The following is a 14,738-nucleotide window of genomic DNA, read 5'->3' as shown; positions in this document are numbered from 1 at the left end:
GTTAATTTAGAAGTTCTTTTTATATTTATTTTATAATGTTATTTATACGTTAGTACAAAAAAATGTTGACAGCAATAAATTGGAAGTGTAATATATGAATATAAGTTATTAATAAGTTAGTACAAAATAAATGGGGGTTAATTATGAATTTAGAAGGGCAATTTTATAAGAAAAGATTAGATGATGGTGAATATACTGAAGAACAAAAGAGATGTATTGAGGAAAGTATCGAAGTGCTTGAAAGTTTGCAAAAAGAACCATTAATGATGTTGGGGAAGATTCAAAGTGGTAAAACTAAAACTTTTATTGGAGCTATTGCTTTAGGATTTGATAATGAATATGATTTAGCAATTGTTTTAACGAAAGGAACTAATGCATTATCAGAACAAACATTGGCTAGAATGAAATATGAATTTAAGGGTGAAAGAGTAAGAATCTATGATATTATGTCTTTACCAACAAATCTGCAGCCGTTTGAATTAAAGCAAAAAATGATTATTATAGTTAAAAAGGAGAAGAATAACCTTGCAAGATTTAAAAACTTTATTGAAGATTATCCATTAAAGAGTAATAAAAAATGTATGATAATTGATGATGAGGCTGATTTTGCAAGTGTTGGTTTTGAAAAGAAAAATGAAGTTTTTGATATAAGAAGAATAGCAGCTGATATTAATGAAATAAGAGGTACATTAGATGAGTGTAGATTTATTCAAGTAACAGCCACGCCATATTCTTTATATTTACAACCAGAATCTTTTCAATTAGGGGAAGATATATGTCCTATAAAACCAGCTCATACTGTACTCGTACCATCAGGGAAAGGATACATAGGAGGAGATTATTACTTTAATCATGATGAGAATCCATTAGCTAAATATTTATTTTGTAAAGTAGAAGAAAAAGAATTTGAAATACTTAAGAATAGTGATAGAAGAGTGTTTAAGGAAGAAGATGTGTTAACTCATCCTAAGATTAAAGGTATAAGAAAAGCAATTATTAATTTTATTGTAGGTGGAACAATAAGGTTAATTCAAAATGGTGGAGATGAATTTGATGAGAAAAATAGATATAGCTTAATTATACATACAGAAATTGCAAAAAGCTCACATACAAGACAAGCAGATATTATTTTTACACTTGTTGAAAAACTTCAAGAATTAATACAAATTGATAAAACAACATTAGATAAGTTAATAATAGAATCTTATGAAGAGTTAAGTGAAAGCATTGAGGTATATAAGTTTAATAAGGTTGACATACATACGTTAATTAAAGAGGTATATATTGCAATTACTGAAAGAATAAATATTTCAGTAGTAAACTCAGAGAATGAAGTACCAGATATGCTTGATGAAAGAGGACAGTTAGAGTTAAGAACACCACTAAATATTTTTGTTGGTGGTCAAATACTAGATAGAGGTATAACTATAGCTAATCTTATTGGGTTTGTATATGGTAGAAGGCCACAAAAAATGCAACAGGATACAGTACTACAGCATGCAAGAATGTTCGGATATAGGAAGCCAAAAGATTTAGCTGTAACAAGATTATATACTACTGAAGAGTTATATAATCAAATGGCTAAGATAAATGAGTTTGATTCAGCATTAAGAAAAGATTTTGAAGAAAGAAGAAATAGTGATGGAGTTATATTTATTAGACGTGATGAAATGGGTAAGATTATTCCATGTTCACCTAATAAAATAATGGTAAGTAAAACTCAAATATTAAAAGAACACAAAAGAATGTTACCAATAGGATTTACTCCGAAATGTAAAAGTAAAATTTCATCAATAGTAACTAAAGTAGATAAAATTATTTTAAGGAAAAATCCTCTACACAAAAAACAATCTGAATTTACTGTAAATAAGGAAGTAGCATGTGAAATAGTTAATTTAATATATGATGCAATTGATTTAGACAATAACTATACTGTTAATAGAGAAGCCATGATATCTTTAATTAATTATTTATCTCATGGAGAAGTTCATTTAGTTGTAAGAGAGGGAAAAGAAGCTAAGAAAGAAACGCCTGTAGGTGGAAGAATAATGAATTCACCGGATAATGGTATTACAGATGGTAGACCAGCTAAAAGATTAGCTACAAAAGATCCGGCAATAATACTAGTGAAAAATACTGGGAAGATAGAAAATGGATGGAGTGGCACACCATTTTGGTGGCCAATATTAGTAACACCTAAAGAAATAAAGCCTACGGTATATGCAGCTGAATATATGAAGTAGAGAGGTGATAATTTGAAATTAGATAAAATTGCAGATGTTAGTACTGGGTTAGTATTAGCTAGAAAAAAAGCTTCAGGGAATAATGGGTTCGGGTATGAACTCCTTACCCTAAGAAGTTTTAATGAGAATGGATATATAGAAGATGATTATTTAGATGATTTTATCAGTGAAGATAAAATTAATCAGCAATATTTAACAAAAGAAGGAGATGTTATTGTAAGATTAAGCTCTCCTAATACAGCAGTGTATATTACAAAAGAATTGGAAAATATGGTTATACCATCGTTGTTTGCTATTATTAGAAATGAAAGTAATAATATATTATCGGAGTTTATAGCAGTATTTTTAAATAGTAAAAAATGTAGAAGGCTACTTGCTGCAGATACTATAGGAAGTGTAATTTCTATTGTGAAAACAAGTGCTTTTAAAGATCTACACATACCTAAATATACAATAGAGAAACAGAGAGATATTATTAAGGTAAACTCATTGGTTATAAAAGAAAAAAAATTATTAATGGAATTATTGAAGGAAAAACAAAAATGTCATAAAGCAATTATGGGAAAAATGTTTGAATAAAATTGGAGGAACATTATGATTTCAAAAACAACGCAAGAACAAATAAATTTAACCTTATGGAGAGCAGCAGATACATTTAGAGGGAAAATAGATTCCTCTTTATATAAAGATTATATTTTAGTTATGCTATTTATTAAATATTTAAGTGATGTGTATAAAGAACATTATGAGGAATATGCCCAAAAATATGATGGAGATGAAACTAGAATTCAAAGAGCTTTAAGTCGAGAAAGATTTATTTTAGATAAAAAATCTACCTTTGAATATTTATATGATAAGAGAAATGACTCCAACATTGGTGAAATTATAAATAAGGCACTTGAAGATATTGAAGAATCAAACAAAACAAAACTAAGAGGTGTATTTAGAAATATAGATTTTAATTCAGAGATAATTTTAGGAAATACTATAGATAGAAATGCTATATTAAGAACTTTATTAGTAGATTTCAATGATTTAAATCTAAGACCAAGTTGTCTAGAAGGCAATGATGTAATTGGTGATGCCTATGAATATATGATAGCTCAATTTGCATCTGATGCAGGCAAAAAAGGAGGAGAATTCTTTACTCCTTCAATGGTTTCAGAGTTACTTGCAAGACTCGTAAAACCAGAAGAAAATGATAGAATATATGACCCAACTTGTGGTTCTGGATCATTACTTATAAGAGCTTTTAAAAAAGTTCCTAATGGTAAAGCACAAATATACGGTCAAGAAAGAAATGGTCAAACTCATTCATTATGTAAAATGAATATGTTCTTACATAGTATAGATGATGCCAAAATTGAAAATGGAGATACCTTATCAAATCCACTTCATTTAGAAGATTGTAAGTTAATGAAGTTCCAAGTTGTAGTAGCAAACCCACCTTTCTCATTAGATAAGTGGGCTATGGGATTTGCTGGAACTGAAACAGAGAATAATTCTGAAAAAAATGATAAAAAGTTCAAAATGGAAGCACCATTAGATCCATTTAGAAGATTTGAGTGGGGTGTTCCACCATCAAGCAAAGGAGATTTTGCCTTTGTTCAGCATATGTTATATTCTTTAGCAGAAGAAGGAAGAATGGGAGTAGTATTACCTCATGGAGTTCTTTTCAGAGGAGCTAGTGAAGGGAAAATTCGAAAACAGATAATTGATATGAATCTTTTAGATGCAGTAATAGGTTTACCTGAAAATTTATTTTTTGGAACAGGAATTCCAGCAGTAATTTTAATATTTAAAAAAAGTAGAAAAAGAAGTGATGTTTTATTTATAGATGCATCTGGTGAAGGTAACTATGAAAAAGGTAAAAATCAAAACAAATTAAGAGAAGAAGATTTACAAAAGATTCAAGATGTATATGAAAACTATGAAACAGTTGATAAATATAGTTTTAAGGCTAGTCTTAAAGACATAAAAGAAAATGATTATAACTTAAATATTCCAAGATATGTTGATACCTTTGAAGAAGAAGAAATGGTTGATATGGATGAAGTAGCTGAAAATATCAAAAAGATAAAAGAGGAACTATTTGAGGTTGAAAAAGAAATGGCTAAATATCTACAGGAACTAGGATTAAACTAGTAAGGAGGAAGATATATGTCAGAGATTAAAGAATATAACGAAAAAATATTTGAAAAAATTAAAAATATAAATGAATATGGTCAAGAATTTTGGTATGCAAGAGACATACAAGAAATATTAGAATATAAAAGATGGGATAAATTTTCTAATGTTATTGATAAAGCAAAGGAAGCTTGTAATAATAGTGATTTAGATGTTTCAGACCATTTTTCCCAGGTGGGAAAAATGGTTGAGCTAGGATCAGGTGCACAAAGAAAAGTAGATGATATTATGCTTTCAAGATATGCTTGTTATCTAATAGTTCAAAATGCTGACTCAAGAAAGAAAGTAGTAGCTTTAGGTCAAACATACTTTGCGGTGCAAACAAGAAAGCAAGAATTAGTAGAAGACTTTGAAGAACTTACAGAAGGTAGAAAAAGATTAGCAATTAGAAATGAGTTAAAGGAACATAACAAAAACTTAGTAGAGGCAGCTAATAATGCAGGCGTAAAAACTGAGCTTGAATATGCTGTTTTTCAAAATCATGGTTATATGGGGCTTTATGGTGGTATGAAGGCAAAAGATATTCATGCTAAGAAAGGTTTAAAAAAGAGTCAGAAAATCTTAGATCATATGGGAAGTACAGAACTTGCAGCAAATCTTTTTAGAGCTACACAAACGGAAGAAAAGTTAACAAGAGATAATATAAAAGGAAAAGAGAATGCAAACAATACTCACTATGAAGTTGGGGCAAAAGTAAGAAAAACTATTGAAGAGTTAGGTGGAACAATGCCAGAAGACTTACCAACACCTGAAAAAAGCATAAAGCAAATTGAAAGAGCTGAAAAAAAGAAGATAAAGAGTGGTGGTGGGAAAAGTGAATAGAACTATACTTGGGAAGGTATGTAATATAGTTATGGGACAGTCACCAATAGGAAGCTCGTATAATGAAATTGGAGAAGGAGTAGCATTAATAAATGGACCAACAGAATTTACTGATAAATATCCAATAAAGAGACAATGGACAAATAAGAGAACAAAGTTATGTAAGAAAGATGATATATTAATTTGTGTAAGAGGTAGCTCTACTGGTAGAATGAATATTGCAAATGATACTTACTGTATAGGAAGAGGTGTGGCTGCAATATCAGGAAGAAGTGATGTAGCTTTAACTGAATATATATACTATTTATTGGATTTCGAAGTAAATAATATATTATTGAAGTCAGCAGGTTCTACATTTCCAAATATAACATCAAAAGAATTAAATGAGTTACCAATAATGTTATTTGATAGCACTACTCAAAAAAATATTGTAGAAATACTTAAAACTTGGGATAAAGCAATAGATTTAAAACAAAAACTTCTACAAGAAAAACTAAAACAAAAACAAGGATTAATGCAAAGACTCTTAACTGGAAAGATTAGAATAAGAGGATTTAATGGAGTATGGAAAGTCACAAAAATAAGTAAAATTTTAGAAGAATCTAAAGAATTAGAAGAAAATCCTTCATTTGAAAGATTATTATCTGTAAGATTACATTTACAAGGTGTAAATAAAAGGGTAGTAACTGGTTCAGAAGTAGATGGGGCAACAACTGTATATACAAGAAGAGCAGGTCAATTTATATATGGTAAACAGAATTTTCATAATGGATCTATGGGAATTGTTCCTAAAGAACTTGATGGATTTGCATCATCAGCTGATATACCTTCATTTAATTTTAGAAGTGGATATTCTTCAAAGTATTTCTATTATTATTGGGCTAGAACTAACTATTATAAAGAATTAGAATCTTTAACTACAGGAACAGGTTCCAAAAGATTAAATCCAAAAGAATTTTTAAGTGTTTCTATAAAAATTCCTGATTATCAGGAACAAAATAAAATCATGATAATATTAGATAAGGCTTCTGAAGAAATTAATTTATTGGAAAAAGAAATAGAATTATTAAAAAAACAGAAAAAAGGTCTTATGCAGCTTTTATTATCTGGAATAGTACGAGTAAATTGTGATTAAAAATGTTGAAACAGTTGGTAAAGTAATCAACTGTTTTAATTATAAGATGGGTGGGGAGTTAAATGAATGAAAAGGATTTTGATGAAGTTAATATAAGTCAGATACCAGCTATAGAGGTGTTAAAAAAACTAGGTTACATCTATATAAAGGAAAGGGAAGCAGATGAATTAAGAGGGAATTCATATAATGTATTGCTAAAACCAATATTGAAGGAAAAACTAATAAATTTAAATTCATTTACTTATAAAGAAAAAGAGTACAAGTTTAGTGAAAAGAATATAAATCAAGCAATCAATGATTTAGATGAATCATTGATTGATGGATTAGTAAAAACAAATGAAAAAATCTTTAACACTTTACTTCTAGGAAGAAGTTATATAGAAACTTTAGAGGATGGAACTAAACGTAGTTTTACAATAAATTTTATAGACTGGGAGGACATTGGAAATAATGATTTTTACATGGTTGAAGAGTTTTCCGTTGAAAATGAAGGTGGTAAAAAAAATTCAAGACCAGATATTGTTCTTTTTATAAATGGTATTCCCTTTGGAGTGATTGAGTGTAAAAAGTCTTCTATTTCCATAGAACAAGGAATAAGCCAAATGCTTAGAAATCAATCAAAAGACTATATACCACATTTATTTAAGTTTATTCAAATAGTTATGGCTACAAATAAAAATGAAACTAAGTATGCTACTTGTAATATACCTAAAAAGTTTTGGAGTATATGGAAAGAAAAAGATGAGACTTGGCTTAATAATCAATTAAGTAAAACTGTAGAAGGTAGAATTCCTACTAATCAAGATAAAAACATTATTTCCTTATTCCATCCAGAGAGAGTTATAGAGTTTATTAAATATTTTATATTATTCGATAAAAATGTAAAGAAGATATGTAGATATCAACAATACTTTGTTATAAAAGAAATAATTAAAACTATAGAAGAAAATGATAACTTTGGGAATAGACAATCAGGAGTAATATGGCATACTCAAGGTTCAGGAAAATCATTAACAATGGTAATGGTAGCTAAATATATATTATCAGAACTAAAAAAACTACATCCTAAAGTCATAGTTGTTACTGATAGAATAGATTTAGATAAACAAATTAATAGAACATTTAACCATACACGTTTAAAAGCAATTAAGGCAGTAACAGGAAATCACCTCATTAAATTAATAAACAATGAAGAGGCAGATATAATTACTACTTTAGTTCAGAAGTTTGATACGGTAACAAATAAAGGTCATAAGTTAGAATCAAGAGATATCTTTGTTTTAGTTGATGAAGCTCACAGAACACAGAATAGAGAATTAGGAAATAAAATGAGAAATGTATTTCCTAATGCTTGTTATTTAGGATTTACAGGGACACCTCTTAAGAGTGCTCAACGAAATACAGTTGAAAAATTTGGTGGGAAGTTGTTTACACCATATACCATTGCCGATGGTGTCGAAGATAAAGCAATATTACCATTATTATATGAAGGTAAAATGGTAGAACAAAGTGTGAATAGAAAAGCTATTGATATGCAACTTGATATAATAACTAGGAATTTAAATGAAAATTCAAAAAATCAAGTAATGAAGAAATGGAGCCAATTTGAAAGAGTTGCAACAAGTGATCAAAGAATAAGGTTAATAGCATTTGATATTAATGAGCATTTTCTAATAAATTACAAGTCTATAGGTTCTCCCTTAAACGCAATGCTTGCTACCAATAGTAAAAAAGAAGCTATTAAATATTTGAGGGCATTTGAAGAATTAGGTGATTTAAAGGTTGGAGTTGTTATTTCTCCACCGGATTTAAGGGAAGGTTATGATGAAGTAGATAAGAAACCAGATGAAGAGGTTATCAAGTTCTGGAATGAAATGTTGGATAAATACGATAATCAGGCTGATTATGAAGACACAATTAAAGATGAATTTGAACATGGAGAAATAGATTTACTTATAATTGTAGATAAGCTTTTAACAGGGTTCGATGTACCAAGAGCAACAGTGTTATATATTGATAAAGAAATGAAAGAGCATACACTATTACAAGCTATTGCAAGGGTAAACCGTCTATATGATGGTAAGGATTATGGTTACATAATAGATTATAGAGGGCTAATAAAAAAATTAGATGAGGCTATGAATATGTATTCAGGAGCAGGTCTTGAAAATTTTGATGGCAAGGATCTTAAAGGTGCAATACATGACGTAATTGTTATTATTGGAGCATTAAGGCAGTACTATACAGAACTTATTAACTTCTTTTCTTCTATTAAGAATAAAAAAGATATAGAAGAATATGAAGTGTACTTAGCTGATGATAAGATAAGAGAGGATTTTTATGAAATATTATGTAGCTTTGGTAGAAATTTAAGTGTAGTCTTAGAATCAGAAAAAATATATAATTCAATGGGGAAAATAGAGATAGATAAGTTTAAAGAAGCATTTAAATTCTATCAAAAACTAAGGCAGTCAGTAAAAAGAAGGTATTCTGATACTGTAGACAATAAGGAATATGAAGGAAAAATGCAAAAACTTATTGATAACTATATTGCTGCTGAAGGTATGATGAGAATAACTAAAAATATAGATATCTTAGATAAGGAAGCTTTTAAAGAAGAATTAGAAAGAATACCAAAAGAAAAAGCAAGAGCAAAAGCAGATACAATTAGAACTAGATTAGGAAAAAGTATATCAGAAAAATGGGATGAAAATCCTAGCTATTATAAAAAGTTTTCAGAAATGATAGAAAAAGCATTAGATGATTATAAGAAGAGAAGGCTTGATGAAAGTTATTTAACAGATATGGAAGATATAATGAACAAATATAGAGAAAATAAAGATGATATATCTTATCCTGAGCCTATAAAAAATAATGAAAATGCACAAGCTTTTTATGGAGTAGTTAATGATATAGTGAAAGAAAGTAATGCTGAATATACGACAGATGGTGATGAGTTAGGTAATGTGGCTTTAGAAATAGATAATATAATTAAAGAAAAGAGCAAAGTAGATTGGCATGGAAATGTTGATGTTCACAATGAAATAGCACAAGAAATTGATGATACTTTATATGAATATACACAAAAGACTGATATAGAAATTTCTTTTGAAGATATTGATAAGATAATTGAAAAAGTTAAAAATGTAGCATTAAAAAGATACTAGGTGATAAAAATGGAAACATATGAGATTAACTACAGAGAAGATAAAGTAATATTTAGTATAGAAAGAAAAAATGTTAAGAATGTTAATATCAATATTAGAATAACAGGACAAGTAATAGTAACAGCAAAAGAAGAAGTTCCTTTGGATTTTATTATAGGGTTTGTTCAAAGAAAAGCATCATGGATAATATCTCAAAATAATTACTACAGGGCATATGAATCAAAATTAAATGTAAAAAAAGAATTAGTCAGCGGAGAAACAATAAAATATTTAGGAAAGCAGTATAGGTTGAAAATAGAAGAAAGTGAGCATGAGCATGTTAAATATTTTAGAGGATACATTTTTTTATACGTTAAAGATAAAAATAATTATAGAAGAAAAGAAGAATTATTAGATAAGTGGTTTGAAGAAAGGTTTAGAGATATAGTTAATAAATTATATAACAAAAACTTTTTTATTTTAAAAAAATATAATGTACCATCAGTAATAATTAATATTAGAAAAATGAGAACTAGATGGGGTTCATGTTCAGTAGAAAAACAAAGAGTTTTATTAAATAAAGACTTAATAAAAGCTCCTAAGTATTGTATTGAATATGTTATCCTTCATGAATTAATTCATTTGATCTATACTGAACATAATAGGGAGTTTTATGACTTTTTATATGTCTTAATGCCTGATTGGAAGGAACGCAAAAGAATTTTAGACGAAGAGGTTGTATTAGATTTATAGTCTATAGAGATGAGAGTACTCATCTCTTTTTTTATGGAATTTAATTTGTTAAGTACGTAGCTATACTAAATAAGAAATATTTTAGATTTTCATTAATCTATACAATATTATTACCTTTAACAAGAGTTAAAGGTGATATAATTAACATATATAAAAATAAAAAAGTATATTAATAAGAGGTTAAAATGAGTGATATAGTTGTTTCATTAACAGATATACAAAAGCTTAAGGAAGAGCTAAGTACATTGAATGAAGAGTATCTAAAGTTATATGAGAAAATGGAAGATTTAAAAAAGGAAAAAGATTATTTTGAGAGCCTGTATATGTGTAAACTAGGGGCTTTGATATTTTTAAGATTTGAAAATGAGATTAAGTATAGAAGGTTAAAGAAGAAATTAGCATTGATAGTTAAAAGTAAAAATAAAGGTGAAGAAATTAATATTGAAGAAATAGAAGCAGCTTTAGAAGAAGAGCTAGCAGAGTTTTATAAAAATTTAGAGGAGTTACGTGATAATTTAAAGAACTCTCGAGAGTTTTTAGAGCTTCCAACATTAACGGATGAAGAAGTAAAAAAGGTTAAAGAAATATTTAGGGGCTTAGCTAAAATACTGCATCCAGATGTAAATAAAAATTTAAGTGAAGAAATGATGGAGTTATGGCTTAAAGTTAAAGAAGCTTATGAAAATAATGATTTAATGACATTAATAATTCTTGAGGGAATAGTAAAGCATAATGAGATTAAAGAAGATATTAAGGTAACTTCTATAGAAGAAAATATAGTGGTATTAAAGAAAAAGATTAATGAACTAAAGAATTTTATAGATGAAGAAGAACATAGCTTTCCTCTAAATATAAAAGAACTTATTGATGATAATGAGTATATTAAAGAGAAAAAGCAGGATATAACTGATGATATACGTGAGTATGAAAGAATGATTACAGAGGTTGAAAAGAGTATTAGTGAGGTATTAAATGAGCAGAGTTATGGATAAGTCAATAACAAGCTATAGTGGTGGAGGAAAAATAGCCAACATAATAGAAACAGGTGGACTAGCATTGCCCTTTGAAAATACTATATATCTTCAATCTGTAAGGGTAGCGGGAATGAAATACTATGTGAAAGATGGGTTTATTTTATTAGAGGGAGATAAAATAAAGTTAAAAAGAGAACCTGATAATGTATATGATAAATATGCAATAGAATTATTTACAGTAAAGGGTGAAAAGTTAGGTTATATACCAGCAAAAACAAATAAAATATTCGCAAGACTTATGGATAGAGGAAAAATGTTAACAGCTGAAGTGAGAACTGTGGATTATTACTTTGAAAAATTACAAGAGGTGTGGATAAGAATATTTTTAAATGATTTATAATAGTGGAAATAAGATTACTTATTGGAGCAATATTGTTATAGATGCTAATAAGAAACTGATTATATAAAGATATAGAAGTGCTATTATAAAATGATGGATTTTAAAGAGAATGTGTTGCTTGATTAATAAAAATAGCTATGTAAGTTTAAACTTATGTAGCTATTTTTTATTAAGTAAATCTTTATAAAAATTCTGTTTCTTATTAAGTAATTCATCTGTATATCTACCGTTTCCAGGAGTAAGTAATTTTTAATTTCGATATGAATATATACATGAATGTTAATAATGGTTGATAGACATTGAAAGGTAAGAAAAATATAATAAATATGAAAGGTATGATAAATATGATTAATATAAATTTGAAAAGATTAAGGAAGATAAATCAATATACCCAGGAAGAAGTAGCAGAGAAGATTAATGTTTCTAGGCAAGCTGTAGCCAAATGGGAAAATGGAGAGTCAACTCCAGATATAAATAGTTGTATTGCACTTGCAAATTTGTATAACGTTACTATAGATGATTTAGTTAATCATTCAGAAGAAGAATCAGGTGTTGTGGTGCCACCTAAAGGAAAACATTTCTTTGGGTCCGTTGTAGTTGGAGAACGTGGTCAGATTGTTATTCCTAAAAAAGCGAGAGAGTTATTTAATATTAAATCTGGTGATAATTTATTAATATTAGGAGACGAAGATAGGGGAATAGCCATTGTACATCAACGTGACCTTATAAATTTTGTAGGACAAATTGGAGTAGCAACTAAGGAAAAATAATTTTAAATGGAAGGGGTAAAAGGGGAGGATTCTAATATGAGTAAGATAGTATTTTTTTGTATTCCTGCACATGGACATACTAATCCTACAATTGAGGTAGTGCGTGAATTATCATGTAGAGGCCATGAAGTATGGTACTATTCTTTTGAGGAATTTAAAGAAAAGATTGAAGGAGCAGGTGCAAAATTTATTAGTTGTAATGAGTATCTTCCAGAATTAAAGCCTGGAGATGAGAAAAAGATTGGAAAGGATTTTGCTGCTTTAATTGAGATGATAGCAGATACTACTATAGCTTTAGATGAAAAAGTATGTAGAGAACTTAAAGGGTTTAATCCAGACTGTGTTGTATCAGACTCTTTATGTTTTTGGGGTAAGCTATTTGCAGAAAAATTGAATATTACCTATGTATGTTCCACAACAACCTTTGCATTTAATAAGTATACAGCAAGGATGATGAAGAAAAGCTTTAAGGAAGTTATACGCATGATTTTAGGCATGAGTCGTATTAATAAGAAAATAGAGCTTTTACGAAACCATGGATATAATGTTAAGAATTTTGTTTCTATAATTCAAAATGACAATGATACAAATACTATTGTATATACTTCAAAGGAGTTTCAACCAATGGTAGAGACTTTTTCAGATAAATATTCCTTTATAGGACCTTCATTATCTAATATGAAGGCTGAATGTAAAGAAAGAAAACGTAAAAAAATATATATTTCATTGGGAACGGTAAATAACAAAAATATAAAATTTTATAAAAACTGTATAAACGCCTTTGAAACTTGTGATTTTGATGTAGTTATGTCAGTTGGAAAAGATACTATAATTGAAGATTTAGGCTGTATACCAGACAATTTTCAGGTGAGAAATAGTGTTGAGCAAATTATAGTGCTTCAAAATACAGATGTATTTATTACTCATTGTGGTATGAATAGTGTTAATGAAAGTTTGTATTATGGAGTTCCTATGGTGTTATATCCACAGCATGAAGAGCAAGGAATGGTAGCAAAACGAGTTTCTGATTTAGGAGCTGGGATCTTTTTAAAAGGTAATAACCCAAAATGTATAAAAGATGCAGTATTACAGGTTATTGATAATGATAATTATAAGAAAAATGAAAATAAATTAGCAAAAGGTTTCAAAAATGCTGGAGGTGCAAAGAAAGCAGCAGATTCCATATTAAAGGTTATATATGATAGCAAATCTAAGCAGTTATGATTTAGCTACTACACAAGTAGCATAATTCTATAATACGCCAAGAGTGCATAAAGTCAATGTTATTAAGAATTATGGATGCACATGATGATTCGTCGCCACCATGAAATCCACGACAGGAATGTCGTGGTTTTTTTGTTTGTTAATACATATTTTGGGTAAACTCAATATTAATATTAATGTCAAAATGAACTTGATAGCAGAAACGATTTTCGAATTATTAAAGTATAGCTTAAGTAATATAACCAATTTGATAAGAAAAAATATATCATAAAATTAAGAAGATGAATGGCGTGATATACTAAAGTTGTAACACTCGTTCGAACAATCTAGTATAATAAGATTTAAGGAAGTGATGTTATAAATGGCAAATAAAAAATATGATAAAGAATTCAAAGAAAAAATAGCTAGACTAATCTTGGAAGATGGAAGAACTTTATCAAGTATCTCAAAGGAATATAATGTTGCAAAATCAACTATCAATGGATGGACTAAAGCTTTTGAGCAAGAATGTATTGAATGTGATGATAAGATATCTCCTAGTGTTCATGAGGAGATTAAACGATTGAAGAAACTTACAGCTGATCTTGAAAAGGAAAATACCTTTCTAAAAAAGGCGGCAGCCTTCTTCGCCAAGGAAATAGACAATTAGTTTATAAATTCATTGATCTAAATCAAGTTGAATTTGGTGTTAGATGGCTTCTTAAGCGTTTTAAAATCTGTCCTAATGCTTATTATAATTATTTAAAGCAGCGTAAAAACCCCTTTTATGAAAATAAGAAGTTAGTACTGAATAACATTAAGGACATCTTCCATAGTGAAAATGGAAAGATGGGCTACAGAATGATAAAGCTCTTGTTAGAAAAAGAAAAGATTAACTTGAGTCTATTAACTGTACACAAATATATGAAAGAGCTAAACCTTAAGTCTGTCGCCTTTAGAAAGAAGCCAAGCTATGTAAGGTACTCCCCACAAAGTATTTGAAATCCTAATAAATCGAGATTTTACAGCATCTAAAAAGAACCTGAAATGTTGTACAGGTTTCACATATATAAGATCTTCTTCTGGAAAGATGCTATAAAATTGC

Annotated in this window: 13 protein-coding genes; all 13 read left to right on the top strand. The window is 28.6% G+C overall.

Translation table 11 applies throughout. The features are described 5' to 3' along the window. Positions 1 to 143 precede the first annotated feature (143 nt). The 13 genes from ABDZ93_RS15980 to ABDZ93_RS20125 all read left to right on the top strand — a co-directional run bounded on the left by ABDZ93_RS15980 (position 144) and on the right by ABDZ93_RS20125 (position 14,635). Positions 144 to 2,243, top strand: a complete 2,100-nt coding sequence (locus ABDZ93_RS15980; protein ID WP_343827468.1) for a Z1 domain-containing protein — start codon at positions 144 to 146, stop codon at positions 2,241 to 2,243. A 12-nt stretch (positions 2,244 to 2,255) separates the two neighbouring features. After that, the gene (locus ABDZ93_RS15975; protein WP_343827467.1) at positions 2,256 to 2,822 is read left to right on the top strand and encodes a restriction endonuclease subunit S domain-containing protein; all 567 of its coding nucleotides are present in this window, start codon (positions 2,256 to 2,258) and stop codon (positions 2,820 to 2,822) included. 15 nt (positions 2,823 to 2,837) lie between these two features. Further along, positions 2,838 to 4,388, top strand: a complete 1,551-nt coding sequence (locus ABDZ93_RS15970) for a type I restriction-modification system subunit M (RefSeq protein WP_343827465.1) — start codon at positions 2,838 to 2,840, stop codon at positions 4,386 to 4,388. Positions 4,389 to 4,403: 15 nt separating this feature from the next. Next, the gene (dinD, locus tag ABDZ93_RS15965; RefSeq protein ID WP_343827464.1) at positions 4,404 to 5,252 is read left to right on the top strand and encodes a DNA damage-inducible protein D; all 849 of its coding nucleotides are present in this window, start codon (positions 4,404 to 4,406) and stop codon (positions 5,250 to 5,252) included. Continuing rightward, the gene (locus ABDZ93_RS15960; RefSeq protein ID WP_343827463.1) at positions 5,245 to 6,387 is read left to right on the top strand and encodes a restriction endonuclease subunit S; all 1,143 of its coding nucleotides are present in this window, start codon (positions 5,245 to 5,247) and stop codon (positions 6,385 to 6,387) included. The genes dinD and ABDZ93_RS15960 overlap by 8 nt, the downstream gene beginning before the upstream one ends. A 62-nt stretch (positions 6,388 to 6,449) precedes the next feature. Further along, a complete protein-coding gene (locus ABDZ93_RS15955) occupies positions 6,450 to 9,554 on the top strand; it encodes a type I restriction endonuclease subunit R (RefSeq protein WP_343827462.1) in 3,105 nt (1,034 codons plus the stop codon). A 9-nt stretch (positions 9,555 to 9,563) separates the two neighbouring features. Next, positions 9,564 to 10,286 carry a M48 family metallopeptidase gene (locus ABDZ93_RS15950; protein WP_343827461.1) on the top strand — a complete coding sequence of 241 codons (723 nt, stop codon included), beginning with the start codon at positions 9,564 to 9,566 and terminating at the stop codon, positions 10,284 to 10,286. A 185-nt stretch (positions 10,287 to 10,471) separates the two neighbouring features. Beyond that, on the top strand, positions 10,472 to 11,278 hold the full coding sequence (locus tag ABDZ93_RS15945; RefSeq protein ID WP_343827459.1) for a J domain-containing protein: 807 nt from the start codon (positions 10,472 to 10,474) through the stop codon (positions 11,276 to 11,278). Continuing rightward, positions 11,259 to 11,660, top strand: a complete 402-nt coding sequence (locus ABDZ93_RS15940) for an HIRAN domain-containing protein (protein WP_343827458.1) — start codon at positions 11,259 to 11,261, stop codon at positions 11,658 to 11,660. Before ABDZ93_RS15945 ends, ABDZ93_RS15940 begins: the two co-directional genes overlap by 20 nt. A 344-nt stretch (positions 11,661 to 12,004) precedes the next feature. After that, positions 12,005 to 12,430, top strand: coding sequence for a helix-turn-helix domain-containing protein (locus ABDZ93_RS15935; RefSeq protein WP_343827592.1), 426 nt, complete (start codon positions 12,005 to 12,007; stop codon positions 12,428 to 12,430). A 36-nt stretch (positions 12,431 to 12,466) separates the two neighbouring features. Beyond that, positions 12,467 to 13,654, top strand: a complete 1,188-nt coding sequence (locus ABDZ93_RS15930; RefSeq protein ID WP_343827457.1) for a macrolide family glycosyltransferase — start codon at positions 12,467 to 12,469, stop codon at positions 13,652 to 13,654. Positions 13,655 to 14,015: 361 nt separating this feature from the next. After that, positions 14,016 to 14,303: a transposase gene (locus ABDZ93_RS15925; RefSeq protein ID WP_343827456.1), complete on the top strand. Its 288-nt coding sequence runs from the start codon at positions 14,016 to 14,018 to the stop codon at positions 14,301 to 14,303. 11 nt (positions 14,304 to 14,314) lie between these two features. Then, entirely contained in the window at positions 14,315 to 14,635 is a 321-nt protein-coding gene (locus ABDZ93_RS20125) for an IS3 family transposase (protein ID WP_425544797.1), read from the top strand. Positions 14,636 to 14,738: the final 103 nt, after the last annotated feature.

The organism is Clostridium subterminale, from assembly GCF_039521425.1.
Classification (GTDB): domain Bacteria; phylum Bacillota; class Clostridia; order Clostridiales; family Clostridiaceae; genus Clostridium_J; species Clostridium_J subterminale.
Note: the sequence above shows the minus strand (reverse complement) of the source record. Positions and strands in the feature narration are given on the sequence as shown.